General features: G+C 37.6%; 16 protein-coding genes and 1 pseudogene. 12 read left to right on the top strand and 5 right to left on the bottom strand.

The annotated features are described in order from the left end of the window. Positions 1 to 59 precede the first annotated feature (59 nt). Positions 60 to 473 (top strand): VOC family protein, encoded by a 414-nt coding sequence (locus tag J7E77_RS23180; RefSeq protein WP_214717198.1) that lies wholly within the window; start codon positions 60 to 62, stop codon positions 471 to 473. 118 nt (positions 474 to 591) lie between these two features. On the opposite strand, the gene acpP is transcribed toward J7E77_RS23180, so the two are convergent. Then, positions 592 to 822 (bottom strand): acyl carrier protein, encoded by a 231-nt coding sequence (acpP, locus tag J7E77_RS23175; protein WP_214717197.1) that lies wholly within the window; start codon positions 820 to 822, stop codon positions 592 to 594. A 220-nt stretch (positions 823 to 1,042) separates the two neighbouring features. Between acpP and J7E77_RS23170 the strand changes: the two genes are divergently transcribed. The 3 genes from J7E77_RS23170 (at position 1,043) to J7E77_RS23160 (ending at position 4,877) form a co-directional block, all read left to right on the top strand. Continuing rightward, the gene (locus J7E77_RS23170) at positions 1,043 to 2,704 is read left to right on the top strand and encodes a sensor histidine kinase (RefSeq protein ID WP_214717196.1); all 1,662 of its coding nucleotides are present in this window, start codon (positions 1,043 to 1,045) and stop codon (positions 2,702 to 2,704) included. Further along, on the top strand, positions 2,701 to 3,480 hold the full coding sequence (locus J7E77_RS23165; protein ID WP_214717195.1) for a LytR/AlgR family response regulator transcription factor: 780 nt from the start codon (positions 2,701 to 2,703) through the stop codon (positions 3,478 to 3,480). Before J7E77_RS23170 ends, J7E77_RS23165 begins: the two co-directional genes overlap by 4 nt. 149 nt (positions 3,481 to 3,629) lie before the next feature. Then, positions 3,630 to 4,877 carry an L-lactate MFS transporter gene (locus J7E77_RS23160; protein ID WP_214717194.1) on the top strand — a complete coding sequence of 416 codons (1,248 nt, stop codon included), beginning with the start codon at positions 3,630 to 3,632 and terminating at the stop codon, positions 4,875 to 4,877. A gap of 90 nt (positions 4,878 to 4,967) precedes the next feature. Here J7E77_RS23160 and J7E77_RS23155 read toward each other — a convergent pair whose 3' ends face one another. After that, on the bottom strand, positions 4,968 to 5,975 hold the full coding sequence (locus J7E77_RS23155) for a DUF3231 family protein (protein ID WP_251028164.1): 1,008 nt from the start codon (positions 5,973 to 5,975) through the stop codon (positions 4,968 to 4,970). 164 nt (positions 5,976 to 6,139) lie between these two features. On the opposite strand from J7E77_RS23155, the gene J7E77_RS23150 reads away from it, so the two are divergent. From J7E77_RS23150 to J7E77_RS23120, 7 genes are all read left to right on the top strand, one after another. Continuing rightward, the gene (locus J7E77_RS23150) at positions 6,140 to 7,627 is read left to right on the top strand and encodes a spore germination protein (RefSeq protein ID WP_214717192.1); all 1,488 of its coding nucleotides are present in this window, start codon (positions 6,140 to 6,142) and stop codon (positions 7,625 to 7,627) included. Positions 7,628 to 7,652: 25 nt separating this feature from the next. Next, entirely contained in the window at positions 7,653 to 8,819 is a 1,167-nt protein-coding gene (locus J7E77_RS23145) for a Ger(x)C family spore germination protein (protein ID WP_214717191.1), read from the top strand. 3 nt (positions 8,820 to 8,822) lie between these two features. After that, on the top strand, positions 8,823 to 9,065 hold the full coding sequence (locus tag J7E77_RS23140) for a hypothetical protein (RefSeq protein WP_214717190.1): 243 nt from the start codon (positions 8,823 to 8,825) through the stop codon (positions 9,063 to 9,065). A 42-nt stretch (positions 9,066 to 9,107) separates the two neighbouring features. Next, positions 9,108 to 10,214: a GerAB/ArcD/ProY family transporter gene (locus J7E77_RS23135; protein ID WP_308160753.1), complete on the top strand. Its 1,107-nt coding sequence runs from the start codon at positions 9,108 to 9,110 to the stop codon at positions 10,212 to 10,214. A gap of 255 nt (positions 10,215 to 10,469) precedes the next feature. Beyond that, a complete protein-coding gene (locus J7E77_RS23130; protein WP_251028163.1) occupies positions 10,470 to 11,927 on the top strand; it encodes a GMC oxidoreductase in 1,458 nt (485 codons plus the stop codon). After that, positions 11,924 to 14,239: a TIM barrel protein gene (locus J7E77_RS23125; RefSeq protein ID WP_251028162.1), complete on the top strand. Its 2,316-nt coding sequence runs from the start codon at positions 11,924 to 11,926 to the stop codon at positions 14,237 to 14,239. Before J7E77_RS23130 ends, J7E77_RS23125 begins: the two co-directional genes overlap by 4 nt. Before the next feature lie 246 nt (positions 14,240 to 14,485). Continuing rightward, complete coding sequence (locus tag J7E77_RS23120) at positions 14,486 to 15,865, top strand: Mur ligase family protein (RefSeq protein WP_214717188.1); 1,380 nt, start codon at positions 14,486 to 14,488, stop codon at positions 15,863 to 15,865. 163 nt (positions 15,866 to 16,028) lie between these two features. Here the strand turns inward: J7E77_RS23120 and J7E77_RS23115 are convergent, their stop codons facing one another. Both J7E77_RS23115 and J7E77_RS23110 read right to left on the bottom strand, forming a co-directional pair. Continuing rightward, positions 16,029 to 17,057 (bottom strand): YheC/YheD family endospore coat-associated protein, encoded by a 1,029-nt coding sequence (locus J7E77_RS23115; RefSeq protein ID WP_214717187.1) that lies wholly within the window; start codon positions 17,055 to 17,057, stop codon positions 16,029 to 16,031. 122 nt (positions 17,058 to 17,179) lie between these two features. Next, positions 17,180 to 18,409 (bottom strand): ATP-grasp domain-containing protein, encoded by a 1,230-nt coding sequence (locus J7E77_RS23110; protein ID WP_214717186.1) that lies wholly within the window; start codon positions 18,407 to 18,409, stop codon positions 17,180 to 17,182. Positions 18,410 to 18,616: 207 nt separating this feature from the next. Here J7E77_RS23110 and J7E77_RS23105 point away from each other — a divergent pair, with 207 nt between their 5' ends. Next, the gene (locus tag J7E77_RS23105; RefSeq protein WP_214717185.1) at positions 18,617 to 18,916 is read left to right on the top strand and encodes a hypothetical protein; all 300 of its coding nucleotides are present in this window, start codon (positions 18,617 to 18,619) and stop codon (positions 18,914 to 18,916) included. 146 nt (positions 18,917 to 19,062) lie between these two features. Here the strand turns inward: J7E77_RS23105 and J7E77_RS23100 are convergent. Then, positions 19,063 to 19,191: pseudogene (locus tag J7E77_RS23100) on the bottom strand (IS110 family RNA-guided transposase); the annotation flags it as partial. Between the last annotated feature and the right edge of the window lie 267 nt (positions 19,192 to 19,458).

The following is a 19,458-nucleotide window of genomic DNA, read 5'->3' as shown; positions in this document are numbered from 1 at the left end:
CTCAAAAATATTCGAATAGCCATGCAAATCGGATGAATAGTAAAAAAGGAGAAATAACAATGCCAAAACAATTTTGGATTAACTTGCCGGTAAAAGACATCAATAAATCAAAAGAGTTTTATAGCAAAGTAGGATTTATGGTTAATGAGCAACATGGCAATAGCGATCAAGCGCAATTAATTATCGGGGATCATAATGCTACGGTTATGCTTTTTCCAGTTTCTACTTTCGAAAACTTTACCAGACAGGTAATTGTTGATACAAAGCAAGCTACGGAAGTATTGCTATCCGTGGATGCCGACAGCAGAGAAGAAGTAGATGTAATGGCAAAGAATGCAGTAGAGGGTGGCGGTACAATATTTGGAGAGCCTTCAGAGAGCCAAGGATGGATGTACGGCTGCGGTTTTACTGATTTGGATGGTCATCGGTGGAATGTATTGTATATGGATATGAGCAAAATGCCGAAAGAATGAGATAGGATTATAAAGGAAATATTCTGCGCCGATAAGAGTATTTTTGAATAATCCATTGTAGCGGATGCCTTCTGCGATACGTCCGCCTGCGTTGGGCCATCCGCCTTTTCCTTATTTGTTAACGTGAATTTTCAATATAGTTTACGACATCTCCCACCGTTTGAAGCGTCTCTGCAACTTTGTCGCTAATTTCGATTGCGAATTCATCTTCAATTTCCATCGTCAGGTTCACCATATCAAGCGAATCAGCTTCGAAGTCATCTTTGAATGATGCTTCCGCTTTGATATTCTCCATTTTCACACCCAGTTGGTCTGCAATAATAGGTTTTAACTTTTCAAATGTAGTCATTGTGACATCCCCCTAAGTATTTCATAACCTCCATTATAACAACCAATATCGGAACGGAAAACATAAAAGTATTGCCAATATCCGGAGGACATATTATCAAATGGAAGTCAATGCTAAAAACACTTTGGTTGATGATATAGGTTTTGGTAGTATGATTAATTGTGAAGGAAAAGAAAATCAAATAGACAAAAGATTTGATATAAAAAGAGAGGAACTTTAGATGAATACCTCATTAGAAATGCTGATCCATTTATTTGAACGAGCTGCCTTGCTCTTGATTTGTCTGTTCTTTATGATTCGGATCCCGAGATTTAAGGAATCTCTTCAAAAAGACCAGCATTCTCCCACCGAGCGTGTGGTCATTACCCTTGTGTTTTGCTTATTTGCCATATTTGGTACATATTCAGGGATTAATGTCGAAGGATCGCTTGTGAATGTCAGGATCATCGCTGTCGTTTCAGGTGGAATCCTGTTTGGACCTTGGGTAGGAATTATTACCGGGATTGTTTCAGGAGTCCATCGATATTTAATAGATATTGGTGGACCCACTTCGATCCCATGTCTTATTACAAGCATTTTAGCGGGAATTGTTTCGGGTTATATTAACCGAAGAGTGAAGAGGTCCTTGCGTTGGATTTATGGAATAGCAGCCGGAATGTTGTCTGAAATTTTGACGATGGTGCTGATTCTTGCGATGGCGAATCCATATGAACTAGGTTTGGACATTGTTTCTAAAATCGCCTTCCCGATGATTGCAGGAGAGGTTAACATTGGCCTAATTGTTTTGCTTGTGATGAGCGTCGAAGGTGAAAAGGAATTGATTGCAGCGAGACAGGCAAAGTTAGCCTTAGATATTGCAAACAAGACATTGCCATATTTTCGATCTGTTAATTTTGATTCTTTGAAGAAGATTTGCCGTATTATAAAAAATGATATCAAGGCCGACGCCGTTGCGATTACAGATACGCATAATGTGCTTGCTTATGTTGGCTTTGGTGAAGAACGATATGTAATCGGGCAGGAAATCATTAGTGATTTGACAAAAGAGGCGATTCACAGCGGGAAATTCATTATTCGGAATCAAGTGGCCGATCACCCTACACCCCAAATTCACTCCCTGCTCATTGTTCCCTTTGAGGAGCATGGCGAGGTGACGGGAACACTTAAAATCTATTACCGCAAAGCCTATAAAATGACCTATTCGCTGCAAACGATGGCCATCGGACTATCGCAAATCATCTCCACACTTATGGAGGTTTCCCGGATTGAACAAATTAGGGAAGCTGCGAACAAGGCGGAGCTGAAGGCGCTCCAAACGAAGATTAATCCGCACTTTTTATTTAATGCCCTAAATGCAATTGCCTCCACCACACGCAGAAATCCGGACAAGGCACGCGAGTTGATTATTAATCTTTCAGGCTATATGCGTTACAATTTAGAAATTAGTGATGAATTGATTGATATCCATAAAGAATTGGAGCAAGTCCGTGATTACGTTGAAATAGAGAAGGCGCGTTTTGGCAACCGGTTAACGGTAGAATACGATATTGACGAAGTAAATGTAAATATCCCGAGCCTGCTTATCCAGCCTTTGGTCGAAAATGCCATTATCCATGGGATCTTAACGATAAAGGGCCCAGGGGTGGTGACGATTGCGGTTAAGGATATGGGAAATAAAATAAGAATTAGTGTGAAGGATACGGGGGCTGGAATTAGCGAAGATGTCATTCAGCATTTGCTGCATGATGATGTACCGGCCAACAAAATCGGTTTGTACAATGTTCACCAGCGAGTGAAACTCATTTATGGTCATGGATTGGTCATTCACCGCTTGTCACCAGGAACAGAAGTTTTTTTTGATATCGTAAAGGAGAACCTATGAGAGCGATTATTGTGGAAGATGAAGTTCCAGCTCGTGAAGAACTGGAGTATTTAGTGGAAGCCTATAGTGAAATTGAAGTGACTAATTTCTTTGATGATGGCTTAGATGTTTTAAAATTTTTGCAGGAGCATGAAATAGATGTAATCTTTCTAGATATTAATATTCCTTCCTTAAATGGCATGTTGTTAGCGAGTACCATAAGTAAATTTACAAAAAGGCCTTATATTGTCTTTACCACTGCCTACAAAGAGCATGCAGCACAAGCCTTTGAACTTGAGGCCTTTGATTATATTTTAAAGCCCTATGACGAGAAGCGGATTGCTGGGATGTTAAGCAGGTTGGAATCTGCCTTTAAACGAGATCACGTCGAAATAACGCTCCCGAATAGAAACCTTAAATCTCATTTGAATTCTCAGGGACAGCAGAGAGAAATCCCTTCGAAGGCTACTGGTCGGATCAATTTGAAAAAGAATGATAAAATTATCGTAACAGATGTGAATGATATCTATTACGCGATAGCAAGTGAAAAAGTGACATTGGTGTACACCCAGCAGGAGGAGTACACCATGCCGATGAGCATAACAGAATTTGACTCCCTTCTACCAAAGGATATTTTCTTTCGCTGTCACCGTTCGTATACAGTTAACTTGACCAAAATCCGTGAAATTGTTCCATGGTTTAATCAGACCTACATGTTGCGTCTGAAAGATCTTACAGCGGAAATTCCGGTAAGCCGAAGCAAAGTGAAAGCGTTTCGACAAATTATGCATCTATAACCTCCATTCATTCCGAATAATAGGCATCTCGTTCTGAAATCGGTTTCTTTCTTTTTTTCGATGCTATGATGATGATGTAAACAAAATCAATTTAAGATATTTGATGTTGAACATGATCATTTTTATATGGGAGAAAAGAGGAGACCGCAATGAAATCAAATACAGATCGTCGATGGCTGATTGTGTTAGGAACTATTATCGTACAGATGGGTTTAGGTACCATCTATACGTGGAGTCTTTTTAACCAGCCGTTAGTAGAACTCTTTCATTGGAAGTTAAATTCAGTTGCTATTACTTTTTCAATTACGAGCTTCGCCTTGGCATTCTCTACTTTATTTGCCGGGAAGCTACAGGATAAATGGGGGCTTCGCCGTGTAATTGGTTGTGCAGGTCTTGTGCTGGGAGCAGGCTTAATCCTTAGTTCCCAGGTATCGTCATTATGGATGCTTTATATTTTAGTAGGGGTTGTCGTTGGGGCAGCAGATGGTACTGCTTACATCACTTCCTTATCCAATCTAATTAAGTGGTTTCCGGAGAGAAAAGGACTTATTTCTGGAATTTCTGTTGGTGCGTACGGTACGGGAAGTTTGTTATTCAAGGTCATTAACGGTTCACTTATCCAATCTGTTGGGGTGTCCCAAGCCTTTTTTTACTGGGGAGTAATTGTTATGATTTTGGTTGTGGGTGGTTCATTCCTTGTCCGGGAAGCAAAAATGAGTCATGAGCCGCAAACTGTTGGTGGCAGTATCCAAAAAGATTATACAGTTAAAGAAATGCTTAAAACGAAGCAAGCCTATCAATTATTCTTTATTTTCTTTACAGCCTGCATGAGTGGTTTATTCTTGATTGGGATCGTGAAGGATATTGGTGTTCGATTGGTAGGACTTGATATTGAAGCAGCAAGTAATGCTGTGGCATTGGTTGCCATCTTTAATACAAGCGGGCGCATCATTCTCGGGGCCTTATCAGATAAAGTGGGCCGTTTAAGAGTGGTATCAGGTGCACTTCTTGTCACAGCTGCAGCAGTAACAGTATTAAGCTTTGTGCAACTTAATTATGCCTTGTTCTTTATCTGTGTCGCAGGGATTGCCTTTTGTTTTGGCGGTAATATTACGGTATTCCCTGCAATTGTAGCTGATTTCTTTGGCTTGAAAAATCAGAGCAAAAATTACGGAATCATATATCAGGGCTTCGGAATTGGAGCCATTTCCGGATCATTTATTGCTTCTGTCTTAGGCGGCTTCATACCTACCTTTAAGCTTATTGCAGTACTGAGTATAGTTTCATTACTCATCGCATTGACCATAAAGGCACCAAATTTTGGCGAGCCGAAAACGAAGAAGAAAAGGAATCATGGAGAAATTCGCAGTCTTTCACCAGAGACACGAGCAAGTTAAATGATCGGTATAAAAAAAGAGGCAACGAACCCAATCGGGGGCGTTGCCTTTTCTTTTATCTGGTAAAAAGCAGGTAGAAAACAAATTGATTCAATTACCTTTTATTATTTGAGCCCTATCCTCCATTTGTGGAGGTTCTTCAAACCACCCATGCTTAATCTTAATTTCAATTCCTTCTTGTCCGTAGAAAAATATATCTTTAGCAATTAATGAAAATTTTATAGATATATCATTTCTTAAACTAAAAAAGGTTCCAAAACTACCTCCTACAAGTCCAAATCCATTGAGAAGGTAGACGCAATGCATCATGAGATTATCCGAAAATGGTGCGATTGTAGAAGTAGTTACCGTGCTTCCAGATGTAGCAGAGAATTGAACATTGCTCTCTAAAAGCATTTCCTCACATGTTTTGATTTGTTTCTTACAAAGTTCAATTCCTTTTACAAAATATTGTTTAACATCTTTGTTCACTGCACATTGTGCGAAACCAGTAATCAATTGCATTCCAATATTATTTGTCTCAATTCCATGGTGAATAATACCAAGCTCAAGGTCATTTAAAGCCCTCTTGTCACCAAAAGGGTTAAATCCTTGCATATACCTTTTGCTTTTTATAAATTCATTTGTTTTTGGCATAGTAACTTTTGGGGGAAGGGTTAGAATCCCTTTTTCCAGCAGATAAAGGGTAGACAATTTATAAATTTTTTGAGTAACAGAAGTAAGTCCCTCATAAATCTGCATAACTTTATCGTTATATGCCATATTCATATTAATGGTGTACATACCCATGCTAACTTCTTTTAAAATACGGACGAACATAATATCAAATCCATTATCGAATAACTTAGGAGCTTCTACGTTGACGTCTTCTTTTGTGTATCCAACAGGTTTCACCATTTTTTGGTCTCTAAATATCTCTTCCATTTGCAAAAGAAAATAATTCAGTTCTTGACACAAACCGCCCATAATATTCGTAGCTTGTTGGTCATCCGATTTTTCTATAAAGTATTCCAACATTCTAATAATAAGGGTTTTTTCTATGTATGTAAGCCAAAGTGTTCCCACCTCTGGTGCACTTATAGGGTTTGTTAGAATCAAATCTATAACCTCCATGACTTTTTAATTTTAGTGTGTTCAAAGGGAGGGAAATTAGTCAATTTTAATACGTTACTTCAATAAGGAGTTGATCCTTTTTCTTTTTCGGAATAATTATTAACCTTTATACCATAATAAGACAATAAAAGAAAAAAGAGGTTACTGTAATGTTTTTTAAAGAATCTACAACAATCTCTAAAAATTCAAACGAAAATCTAGAGAAGTTAGAATATGTTCTTTCTAACTGTGAAGATCTAAAAATCTTTCCGTGGCAATATGGACCGGATTTAATATATAACGCTTTCTCGGTTTATTTCGAGACATTGGTTCAAGAAAAAAGCGTAAATTATATGAAAGAATCCATGCAGGATTTGGTACCACATGAAGTTGGTCCAGCAACGATGATTAAACCGAGAGATGTCATAAAATTTTTCAGTCAACATGGAATATCTGGTCAAAACGCTGTTCTAGTTGATAGCTTTGACCAGGCTGTGAACAACATTTTACAAGGACACATTGTGATCTTTTTTGATGGTTGGGACAAAGTGTTGTCCTATGCGCAAGCTAATCAAATTAACTCACGACAAGTCACTGAACCTGTAACTGAATCGGTGGTACAAGGCCCCCGTGAAGGAACCGTTGAAGATCTGCAAAGAAATATCGGGTTGCTTCGAACTCGATTACAGAACCCTCATTTTAAAATTGAGAAATTTAGAGCAGGAGGAGCTACTAAAACCGAGATCGCCTTTGGTTATCTTGAGGGGACGGTTAACGTGGAAATGTTAGCTGAATTTAAAAACAGGATCGAAACAGCTAAAAAAGGTGACGTTTTAGAAACAGCATATATTGAAGAGTTGATTGAAGATTCAACTTATTCACCATTTCCCCAATATCGGTCTACTGAACGACCTGATGTAGCTGTTTCTAGTTTATTAGAAGGGAAAATAGTTGTAATGGTACAAGGTACCGGAACCATATTAATATGCCCCGGATTATTAACGGAATTCTTCCAAGCAAGTGAAGACTATTATCATCGTGTCGTGTTTTCATCATGTATTCGTCTGTTAAGAATTGCTGCCTTTTTTATCGCTCTATCATTACCGAGTATTTATGTTGCTTTAACCACTTTTCATCCTGAACTCATACCAACCAACCTTCTAATGGCCATTCTTGATACTCGAGAAGGGCTTCCTTTTCCGGCGTTTGTTGAAGCAATCATAATGATTTTTTTCTTTGAATTACTCCGAGAAGCCGGCATTCGATTGCCAAGGCCAGTTGGTTCGGCGGTAAGTATTGTTGGAGCATTAATAGTAGGTGATGCAGCCATTAATGCCAACATCGCTTCTCCTATTATTGTTATTTTAGTCGCATTAACTGGAATTGCTTCATTTTCTATACCTCACTACAGCATCTCTATCAGTTTACGGATTCTCCAATTCCCTTTAATGGTGTTAGCTGCTGTATTGGGGGGATTTGGGATTATGATTGGTTACCTGCTCATTATGTTACATATAACACACTTAAGGTCATTAGGACAGCCATACTTTAGTCCACTAACTCCATTCAGACCGAAGCTGTTACTCGATGTATTAATTCGTGCACCACTTAAAACATTGTGGAAGTCCCCACGAGTACGTGGTATCCGTAAAGATTAAATCACCTAAGAAAGTATGGTAGACAATGAATTCTCTCGCCATGAAAGCTTTGCCTATTATGTTTTTATTACTATCTTTAACAGGGTGTTGGGACAGTAGGGAGCTAACGGAATTTGGATTTATAATGGGGATTAGTTTAGACCAAACAGAAGAAGGCACGATTGAAATAAACGCTCAATCCTATTCACCGACTGAAACCACAGGAGGAATGGGCGGGGGGGAAAAACAAGCCTATACAAATATAAAAACGATAAATGAAAGTGTCTTTGACGGAGTTCGTGACATAAATCGATATTTAGGACGTTTACCCCGTTGGAGTCATATGCGTGTCATATTAATTGGAGAACAGTTTGCGAAGGAACACGATATTGGAGAGATTCTTGACTTTTTTAATCGTAATGAAGATGTTCGCCTCACTTCGCTTGTTATTGTTACGAATGGAAATGCTGCTGACTATTTGAAAATAAAGCCGTTTATTGAACGAACAGTAAGTCAGCAATTGCAAACTATAATCGAAAGTGATACCAAATATGCAGGTAAGACAATTAAAGCCAGCATGTTAGATATAGATTTGCAATTAAAAAGTAAAGCGAAAACGGCTATAATCCCGTATTTTAAAATGAATAAAGAAGAACCAAAAGCTCCCTATAGCAGCGGGGTGGCAATTATTAGTAAAGGGAAAATGGCAGAACTCCTAGAACCGACGGACGTTCAAGAAGTTCTTATGTTAATGAATAAATTTAAAAGCGGGTTGATTGAGTTTCCTTGTTTGGATGAAGGGAGTCAAGAGACATCGAAAATGGAAACGTTAGAAACTTCCCTTATTAAAACAAAAATAACTCCCAAATTCACCATGAAACCACCCACTATTCACATGTTGACTAAAATAGAAGGAACGATTGGTGAACTAAGTTGTACTACTATAACCAATGTTGGAGAAGAAAAAAAATTAGAAGATCATATAAAAAAAATAATAGAAAAGAAGATAGAATCAGTGATTGAACGAATGCAGGAAGAGAAAGTGGATGTGTTGGGAATAGGGAATAAACTTTATCAACAAAACCCTGCCTTATGGAAAAAGTGGGAAAAGGAATGGGATGACATTTTTGCTGACATCCAATTTATCATTGATGTTGAAGTGAGAGTAAGAAGTACAGGCATGCCTATTGGCGAAAAAGTAACGGGGGAATAGACATTGTTTGAGAAAACTGTTTTTCTTGTTATCGTGTGCTTATGTATTTTGTTTTACGATGTTCCAAAATTAAAGCAATCAAATCGTAGAGAACGTATCGTTTATGGAATATTGACGCTGCCCATCCTATACCTTAGTGTCGTTTATGTGTTGGATTTAGCATGGCCAAGTTTAGATGAACTCGTTCACTTCTTTTTTTCAAAACCTGCCCATAAAATTGTCGAAGCTATCAAGGTACCCATATAAGCTCTAAATGGGATAGTAAAAGGAGAGAATAAATTGAAGAAAGTGGAAACAGTAAGTTCTGGACAAATGGCGTGTTTATTTCTCTCTTTTATGCTTGGATCTTCCTATATTAACATCCCACAACCTTTGACGTTAGCTGCTAATAATGGAGCGTGGCTATCAGTAATTATTGCTAATGGTTATGGATTACTTTTATTGGCATGTGTTTTATATTTATATGGTAAAAATCCAAATTGGACTATAATCGATTATAGCAGGAAATTACTTGGAAAATGGATGACGCTATGTATTTGTATTCCGATACTGATCGTGCTTTTTTTAGTTATTTCTTACATTATCATTGATATAGGGGCGTTTTTCACTACTGCAATGATGACGGAAACACCCGCTTATGTATTTCATGTTCTAATATTGCTGGTAGCTGCGTTAACGGCAAGAGCAGGTATCGAGGTAATGGCCAGAATGTTTATTTTGCTTCTTTGCTATTCAATCTTTTTTGCATTGTTAGTAATAATATTGAATTTACCAAATTATCACGTAGGAAATCTCCTACCTGTTTTTCCAGAAGGAATGAAACCGGTTATACATGGTACTTATTCCATACTAGGTTTCCCATATGGTGAATTAGTCCTTTTTTCATTTTTACTTCCATTCGTTAATAAGGAACAGGCCAAGTCATTAAAAAAATATATGTTTTCAGCTCTTTTGCTTCAAGGGTTTTTAATCATTACCTCTATTCTTTGCACGATTATGGCTTTAGGACCACTCTCAGGTACATATAAATTTTCACTTTTTGAATTGGCACGTTTGGTTAATATTAAGGAAATTATTACAAGGAATGAGTCTTTCATTGGTATCGCCTTGATTGTTGGTTCCTATATGAAAGCAACCATCATGCTGTTTGTTTTAAAAGTGATCCTATCAAGATTATTAAAATTAAAGGATGAACAGATTATTATCTTTCCTGTTACGTTTATTACCCTCCTTCTCACACTTACCATGTTCAAGTCAGAGATGGAGCATGTTGAAGCAACATTTATTATTTGGCCATTAATTGTTACTACCCTTGTCGTTCTCCCTTTCCTTTTTATTACCATCATGGCATTTTTCAGGGGAGAGAAAATAGAAGTGAAGGACGATCGCTTTTAGTTGTTGCCGTATGTTGGTTTCCCTAGGGAAATCAAGTCCATTCATTTTTCATCTGTATATGATAAGCAGCCAAGGCTTTTTTTAAAGCACTTGGCTGCTTCTTTTTATGCTCTAACTTCCAGGAATAACTAGGTATCTTGAATAATATGAATGAGGAGACGGTATCTGTAATTGTATCTTTTTAATATAGATCACTTTCGCTTACGGTCAGATTCAGATTATAGTTAAGCATCAATAAAGGGATGTGAGAAGCCATTGAGGAATAATTGGATTCCTTCTACTCCTTTAGAACAGATGGCCAATACCGAATACGATGTTTTGATTATTGGCACTGGTGCAGGCGGGGGAGCAGTTACCTGGAGAATATGCGAACAATGGGGAAAAAATGAAAAAAAAGTAGGTGTCGTTGAATCTGGTGATTTTTTGCTCCCAACACAAGCAGCCAATATTCCTACAATGAATAGTGAACGTATGAACAAACTTCATGAGTATGTATCAAAACCATTAGGTAGATTAAATCCCGAATTTCAGGGGGCTAAACAGGTTTTTGCTTTTGGTGGAAGAACTTTATTTTGGAATGCGATCACTCCACGGTTGAATCAGTTAGAACTTGGACAATGGCCTGTCACGGTCCAAGAGATGGAATCTTATTATCGAGTTGCAGAAAGGGTAATGAATGTATCAAGAGAATACGCAAAGGGTTCCCAGATCACAGAAATATTGTTGAATAGGTTGCAGTGGAAGGGTATAACAGAAGCTGCTCCTGCTCCTATAGCCGCCGAACTTGGTCCTGGAATTTATGGACAGGGGGGTTCAGATGTATTTTTTGGAGCAATCGATTTCTTTGCAAAAGCATTAAATCACCGTCCATTCGATTTAACTGTAAAAACTCGTGCCGTTCAAGTACTAGTTGAAAGTGGAGAAGTAGTTGGCGTAAAGGTCCTATCTTCAGAAAAAAAACCTTATATTTTAAAAGCAAAGACCGTTGTATTGTCAGCTAGTACATTTGAAACACCTCGATTGCTTCTTCACTCGGGAATTAAAGGGCAAGCCATCGGTCATTATTTAATGAATCATTCTTTTGTGTTAGCCACTGGATCCATAAGCCGTGAGGAGTTTCCGGAACCTTTAGGAACTTTAAGCATTTTAATTCCTTCAACACCTGATAGGCACTATCAAATACAGCTAAGAGGACCAAATGGATATTTTTGGTACCAACCATACCAAACAAAACCTTTTCTAAAGGAACTAGAAATAAATTTTCTTTGTTCTGGTGAGGTTGAACCTAGATTTGAAAATAAAGTTACATTAGATCCCTATAAAACGGATGAATTCGGGGTGCCAGAAGTACAAATACATTTTTCCTATAATGAAAAGGATCAAGCCATCATCCGTGAAATAGCTGGAGCAATTGATCAGATATCTTCCTATTGTGGTATAAATATGCATTCGAAACCGGGCCAGCCTTCCATCTGTCTAATGCCGCCGGGTGATCAAAATCATGACTCAGGAACCTGCCGAATGGGTAATGATCCATCAACCTCTGCAGTCAACAGGTATGGGCAAATACATGGTGTTAAGGGACTATATGTTGCTGATAACAGTGTCTTTCCTTCCATCGGTTCGGCAAACCTGACACTGACGACTGTTGCTTTAGCCATTCGAACAGCAGATTATATCATCCATCAGGATCAGGAGCGTGCCTTCACATGATTACATTAACAGCTTTTGGTGATGAAATTTCACCAGATTTGGAAATTCAAATGGATACTTTGGCCTCCGAAGGGATTTATTATATTGATTTACGAGGTGTAGGAGGAAAAAATGTTTCACAACTCATTGATAATGAAATAGAAGAAGTAAAAAAACGCCTGGATGCTCGAGGTTTTCGCATTTCCTCCATCGCTTCACCGATCGGGATTATTCCTATAACAGATGATTTTACTCCACAGCTGAATGATATGAGGCGGGCCATTTATTTAGCCAAATATTTTGGTACACCATACATTCGGATTCGCTCTTTTATCATTCCTCAAGGAGAAAATCCTTTAAAGTATAGAGCTGAAGTTTTAAGACGAATAAAAGATCTGACTCATATCGCTGAACATGAAAGTGTCATCCTACTTCTTGAGAACGATACGACAATGTATGGGGATACCGGGGAACGCACATTTGATATTCTTCAAAGTATTAACTCCACTAATCTTCGTTTTGCGTTTGATCCTGCTAATTTTTTACGCTCTTCAGTGCTGCCAATGACACATGCCTATCCTCTTTTAGAGCCTTATATTTCTTACATTCATATGAAGGATGCTCAAATAGATACTGGTAAAGTGGTTCCGTCTGGAGAAGGAGACGCTGAAATTATAAAATTACTTACTTCATTAAAGGAGAAAAAATATTCCGGTTTTATATCGATTGAACCAAAGGGTATGCCAGGTATCGCTGATCGGGATTTCTTCTTGGTTGCAGCAAAAGCCTTGAAAATGCTTTTAAATAAAATAGGATTAAAATGGGATAAAAATAATCCCTATCTGGATACTTACAGTAAATTTTCTACTTCATCTGCTATTAAACAGAAACAAGCTTCTTTTCCCCCGGCTTGCCCTCAGGTGATATCACCGGAAACTGTTGATTCCTGGATTCCACTCACCCCGTTAGAAAAAATGGCGCAAACAGATTATGATGTATTGATTGTAGGGAGTGGAGCAGGAGGAGGCGCGGCCCTTTGGCGGCTTTGTGATCAATGGAGAAATAAAGGAAAACGAGTTGGTATGATTGAAGCAGGAGACCTATTGCTGCCAACACATGTTGAAAATCTCGGATTACTCTCCCGCGAACGTGCAGTACAATATATTTCTTCTATAACAAGACCACTTGGAAAAAGACTTCCTGAATTTTCAGGTGCAAAACAAGTTTTTGGCCTAGGGGGCCGGACTATACAGTGGGCAGCAGCTTGTCCTCGAATTCCTTCATATCTTATTTCACAATGGCCTATCTCAATAAAAGAGATGAATATTTACTACAAAATCGCTGAACAGGTCATGAATGTGAATAAAACCTTTTCGAAATCGAGTTTACCCACTCGAATCATTCTAAACCGTCTTTGGGCAAATGGATTTTTTAATGCGACAAGTATACCTTTTGCTGTCGACATAACACCAACTAAATATGGCGCGATCCATTCCAACGCTGTATTTAGTTCCATCCTTTTCCTTGCAGAAGCTTTAAATTACATGCCATTTGATCTCGCTGTAAATGCTCGTGCCGTTCAACTGCTTATAGAAAAAGGAAAAACAGCGGGTGTTAAGGTCGTATCTCCTGATTTGAAATCATACTGGATCAAAGCAAAAACGATTGTTTTGTCGGCAAGTACTTTTGAAACTCCACGCCTGCTCCTTCATTCAGGAATTTCTGGTCCAGCCATTGGCCACTTTCTTATCGATCATTCTGCTTTAGCTACAAATCCAATAATCAACCGGAAGTTGTTACCAGAGGATTTAGGTCGGATTGGTATTTTGATTCCAAATACCAAGGACAATCCTTATCAAATCGAATTTGGCATGCTTGAAAAACCGCTTCAAGATGAGTTAGAGATGATCTTCCATGGTTATGGAAATGTAGAACCACGATTTGAAAACATGATCTTTCTTGATCCCTATGAGAGAGACAAATATGGTGTACCAAAGATCCAGGTTCATTTTAATTTTAGTAATCGGGATCGAGTTGTCATTCAGCAATTGGCAGCAGGAATGGAAAGGGTTATTTCGTCCTTAGGAATCATTGACGGGCAGCCCAAGATTTATCTGCGTGCACCTGGGGATGATAACCATGAATCAGGAACTTGCCGTATGGGTAATGACCCTTTCACTTCAGCAGTTAATGGATTCGGTCAAATTCACGGCATTTTAGGACTTTATGTAGCGGATAACAGTATTTTACCAACTTTAGGAGCCAATCCTACACTTACAACAGTTGCATTGGCAATTCGGACAGCGGATTATATTATTCATCAAAACAAATAAATATAGTTGCTGAAAAGCTTCATGGATGGTTAACTGGTGATTTTAGTAAAGATCCAGCTGCCATTGATGCGGCTTTTTTACTATTTTCCGCTATTTGCCTGAGTATTTATCACACACCTGCAATAGGGGACTCGTCATATAATACATTAGCATTTGAATTCAAAGTGATTCAATCACTACTGCCATATAGAACAGTATTATGGGGGGAGAGGCTTTTTTCAAAAAAGGTACTTCAGGAGGGACATTTTGAAGACATTATTATTGGAGAACATTTTAACTGCAATGAACATTCAACCTAATGAAAAGCAAAAAGGTATACGAATCAAGAACGTCACTTATAACAGATTTGAAATTAGGAGTCATACGTTATTTTTTCGTTGGAACAATAGAGCGGTGCCTGTTGAATCTATACAGAAATACAAAAATGTATTCATCGTTACCGATACACCATTTTCTCATATGGAAAGATTAAATCCTAATCAAATCATAATGGTAAAGGATCTCAAAGACAGTTTCTTTAAATTTACTTCGTATTACAGGCATCTGTTTAACATTCCTGTAGTCGCCATTACTGGTACATGTGGAAAGTCTACTACGAAAGAAATGCTAAAACACATTTTGGAAGAAACACACAAGGTGCAGGCAACAATATCAAGCAAAAATGCCAATTGTTACAACCTTCCTTATTTAATGGGAATTGATGAAGATACGGATGTGGCAGTGTTTGAAACAGCCGTATCTTCAAAAGGGGATATGACGGAGTCCTGTAAGTATTTTTACCCGACTATTGGGATTATGACAATGATTGATGTGGATCATACGGATAAAATTCGATCATTTGATCATTATCTAGCAGAAAAGGCAAAAATAATGCAAGGTATGAATAATAAAGGAATTCTCATCCTAAATTCGGACGACCCCTATCTCTCCACCCTCGATACTTCTACATTTAAGGGAGAGATTATAACGTTCGGAAAAAACAAGGATGCTATTTTTAGGATTAAGAAGTATCAGTATCATTCCTCCGGCATGACTTTTTGGATGGAATATAAGCAAAGGGGATTTAAAGGATATATACCGGGTCTTGGTGAGCATAATGTATATAATGCAGCCGCTTCATTAGTAGCTGCTGCAATCTTAGGAGTGGATATTCACTATGCTATAAAGAGATTATCTTCTTATCATCACATGAGATCCCATTTTCAAATCATTGAAGGACGAAATCAAATTACGTTGGTGGATGATACTTGGAAGTCAAATCCTGCTTCCTTAAGAAAAGGCTTAGAAACATTAAGCAGGATTGCATTGCCATCCCAAAGAAAAATTGCTGTTCTGGGAAGAATGGCAGCACTGGGAAAATATGCAGATGAAGAATACGAAAAGGCAGGAAACCTAATCGGTGCTTCGGGGGTCGATATTCTCATCACCAAAGGGTTTATTGCAAAAGATTTTGAAAAGCCAGCTATAGAGGCAGGGGTAAATCCGCATAATGTTTATCATTTTTCAGATGCAGATGAGATAAAGAGGTTTTTTGATTCATTTTTAATCCCAAATGACATTGTTTATTTCAAAACGGGCGGGGATGACTCAGACTTCGATGAAGTCATCGAATATTTAAGAAGTTAAAATGGTAGAAACTTTTCTCATAAAAAGGCAGCTTTCCTTTAATGAACCGCAACCCAATTGTCCACAATTGGAGGTGCAGTTCATGAGCGGCAAGCTGCCTTTTTGGGGATTAAATATTTGTCCCATGATGAAAACAGTAATAACTGGCTAATCTGGCTTTATTTTATTTCCCGTTTGTATCAGCTAAATATTTAGCATACAAAATCGTATTTTTGGCTACATCTAATTCAAGATTATATATATTAGGTGGACCTGGTCTCCAATTTACTTCAAAAAGCCATAGTTTTTGGTTGGCATCAATTCCGACGTCAATTCCTAATTCATCCAATTCACTGTCATATAAAGAATCAAAATGATTTGAAAAACTTATCGCAAACTGTTCAAGATACCTTTGAATATCATACCAGGAGTTACCAAACTCTGTTTTTAAAAAAATATCCAGGTAAGTACTATAACCACCACTCTTCATATTAGATGTGATGGTCCCTAAACGCCCGATCCGTGGATAAATAGAAGTAATAACCCATTTTCCTTCTCCATTTTTTTGTACATGCAACCGGAAATCAAAAACATGACCAGATTTTGTTTGACTTGTAATAAACTGTTGAACTACGTAATCTTGTTCTTGTATTTTAAGGGATAACAAGTCTAACAATTGTTTTTCATTTAAAGTTGATACTAATCCTGCCTCATTCATTTTGTAATGATTTGAACCATATTTTTCAATAAAAACAACGCCCCCTCCTTGATGCCCAGTTAAGGGTTTGATAATAACTTTTTTATACCGATGGATCATGTCAAAAAAAACCTGAACGTCAGTTAATTCATAAAAAGGAATAAGGTAATGTGTAAATTTATTTGCCTTTTTAATTCTGTTATATACCGTTAATTTGTCCCCAATAGAATGACTTGTAAACGGAATCCTATCAAACAAATAATCAAAGATTTGTTTAGTTTTCTCACTTGCAAGATAACTTGCATTATAAATGACATCAGGGAAAGGAAATTCCTTTTCAATCCATTGTCCATTTTCATAGGCTTTTCCTAAAATTTTTTGCTGTTTTATATTCACCTTCCCTAGGGTAAAGTAAAAAAAGGTTACACCTTCTGCTTTTGCTGCAGCGGCATAAGCATATGCTTTCTTTACATTACTTGGATCACTGCGATGATGAAGCATGCCAATTAACGTCATTATACTTCTTTTCCACCTCTCCACATTCTTTTTCTGTTAAAAGACTAGAATTTTTGTTCAATCATTAATAACTCATCTAATTTCTTAAAACCTCTGTTTTAATAGATCATACTCATTATTTGTCACTTGGAATTTTTAATTGGGTCAAGGTAGAAATGTATTTCGCTAGCTGCTCTCATAGCAATTCTTTTCGCTTCGAATTTACCCTCTGAGGATGCCAAAATGTATCCGCAACGATCTCCCATTGATAAAGGCGGACGTAATATCTGTCCTTGTCGGGGTTTTATATACACCTCTTCTACACCGGGATATTGAGAGACTCGTTCTTTCCCCGTTACCTTCATTAATTTTCCTTTAGAATCAACTGTTAAATAATGTGCATATACATACTTACTGTGTTTTTTAGTAAGGCAAGGCTCATTTCCTAACATTAATTGAATGGTTTCCTCTACTAAATTAATCCCATATCCGACTTCAATGATTCGATTCATCGCTCCACCTGAGATTCTTGGGTTAATTTCAATTAATTTCCAAACTCCATTTACTAAACGCATTTCAAGGTGACAGGCACCATTTTTCATTTGAAAAGCCTTTAAGATGGAACTTACTGTCTCAAGGATACTATTGTATATCCTTTGATTGACATCTGTTAGTAAACAATATCCGGTTACGATAAATCGTTGTAAAAAAGTAATCTGTTGTTCGATTATCGCGACAATATGAACTTTTCCATTGTGTACTAAAACTTCAATTAAATATTGGGGTCCTATTAGATACTCTTCCAGTAAAATCTGTTCATTTTTTTTTAGTAATTCTTGTAATGCCAGCCTCAACTGATTCTCGTTATTTGCCAAATGGACATCTTTTGAGCCGGCAGATGTGGGAGACTTTACAATAAGAGGTAAATAGTTATTGGCTTGACCAATAAAATTCTCTAAGGAAAAATCATCTGGTTTATAAAGGGCATAATAAGGAGAATTTGGGTGTCCTTTGAGAAGCTCACGAGTTAAAACTTTATTTTCCATTTTTAATATTGAATCAGTAGAGACTACACTTGAACAAAATTCTTCTGATAAGGCGGCTGCTACATGAACGTAAGAATGTACAAAACTCAAAATGCCTTTTATTCGTTTACCTTGTCTTTGTAGTTTGCTAAGGTTTTTTTTTATTTCATCATAATTGGATAATTTTACTAAAATCATTTGATGGACTTCGGGAAATTCTGTTCTTTGGTGAATGTATTTTTGCCTATTGGTTAATAACACCGTAAAATATCCGAGTCTCTCTGCAGCTTTTATTGCTTCTCTACTGGATCCGGATTTGTTAGTTTCAATAAATACAATGGTTTGCATAAGCTTTGTCATCCTATCTTTGGAGGTTTTTTATTGAAGGATTTAGCTTTACCAGTTATATTCGAATAAACTGATAAGTACAATTTATTATATTGTCATAAGACAACAGTGGTATGGACAATCGTCATAATTCTTAAGACAATTAAATTAGAATTTGTACAGAGTTCATAAAAGGACAAAACTACCGTATGTAGAAAGGTGATTTACATGAAGATGATTGATGAGTACTTCGAAACAGCGATGGAAGCCTGGAGTATGATGCAAAAGACTTCTGGTGATGAAGGGGCAGAATGGGCAGAAAGATTTGAACGCTACTTTTATGAATTTATCGATGAATTGAAAAAATGGTGGGCAACACTTTATCCAAAACCAACGAATATAGATGAGGCTGAGGAGTTACCTCAAATAAAAAAGTGGATGGAGCAAATCCCTGCACCTGTACAACTAAATTTTCTTACAGAATTAGAGGATATTTTGGATGGATTAGATACAGAACGTTTTGATTAAGAAGTAGATTATGGTGGAGATGTGTTATTGAACTACCAGAAAATAGACTTCTTTAATTCAGTGAAAAAAGGTAATACTAAAGAGGACGCAGCTTATTCATTTTTTAAAAAGGGGAGAGCGCCAGATTCATTGATCTATGGTTTAGAAAGTGCGACGATATCGAACGAGTTCACGGAGAACGTTTGAATCTCCTTTCCTTCAGGTGTCAAAATACAGGCAGTAATATTGTTCTTATGGACATCCATACCGCATTCTCTTTCAATGACTACATCCATTGAAAACATCCTTTCTACGGCGATCATTATAATTAGAGGCTGGTGCAACAACCAGAATAGGATTAATCTACCATGTGTGCTTCCCGTAAGGGAGCGACAGTCAGTGGTGCACCCTGGTCGGTGGAGTCAGACTAACGGATGGGCTCTAACGCACCATAGTTCAGCGACCTTCCTCTCCCAGCCGAAGAATCAGTATTGACGGTTAGTGACCATTTTCATTCTTTGCGCTTCATGGATGGCTAACGGGGCAGGTTAGCATTCCTGTAG

The organism is Bacillus sp. ISL-77 (genome assembly GCF_018613105.1).
This window is presented reverse-complemented; position numbering and strand designations above follow the sequence as displayed.

Bases quoted from the DNA above. Each gene is read 5' to 3' on its own strand.
- J7E77_RS23160 (WP_214717194.1), top strand. From the start codon at position 3,630: ATGAAATCAAATACAGATCGTCGATGGCTGATTGTGTTAGGAACTATT.
- J7E77_RS23145 (WP_214717191.1), top strand. From the start codon at position 7,653: ATGAATTCTCTCGCCATGAAAGCTTTGCCTATTATGTTTTTATTACTA.
- J7E77_RS23165 (WP_214717195.1), top strand. From the start codon at position 2,701: ATGAGAGCGATTATTGTGGAAGATGAAGTTCCAGCTCGTGAAGAACTG.
- J7E77_RS23125 (WP_251028162.1), top strand. From the start codon at position 11,924: ATGATTACATTAACAGCTTTTGGTGATGAAATTTCACCAGATTTGGAA.
- J7E77_RS23110 (WP_214717186.1), bottom strand. From the start codon at position 18,409: ATGCAAACCATTGTATTTATTGAAACTAACAAATCCGGATCCAGTAGA.
- J7E77_RS23170 (WP_214717196.1), top strand. From the start codon at position 1,043: ATGAATACCTCATTAGAAATGCTGATCCATTTATTTGAACGAGCTGCC.
- J7E77_RS23105 (WP_214717185.1), top strand. From the start codon at position 18,617: ATGAAGATGATTGATGAGTACTTCGAAACAGCGATGGAAGCCTGGAGT.
- J7E77_RS23115 (WP_214717187.1), bottom strand. From the start codon at position 17,057: ATGACGTTAATTGGCATGCTTCATCATCGCAGTGATCCAAGTAATGTA.
- J7E77_RS23180 (WP_214717198.1), top strand. From the start codon at position 60: ATGCCAAAACAATTTTGGATTAACTTGCCGGTAAAAGACATCAATAAA.
- acpP (WP_214717197.1), bottom strand. From the start codon at position 822: ATGACTACATTTGAAAAGTTAAAACCTATTATTGCAGACCAACTGGGT.
- J7E77_RS23150 (WP_214717192.1), top strand. From the start codon at position 6,140: ATGTTTTTTAAAGAATCTACAACAATCTCTAAAAATTCAAACGAAAAT.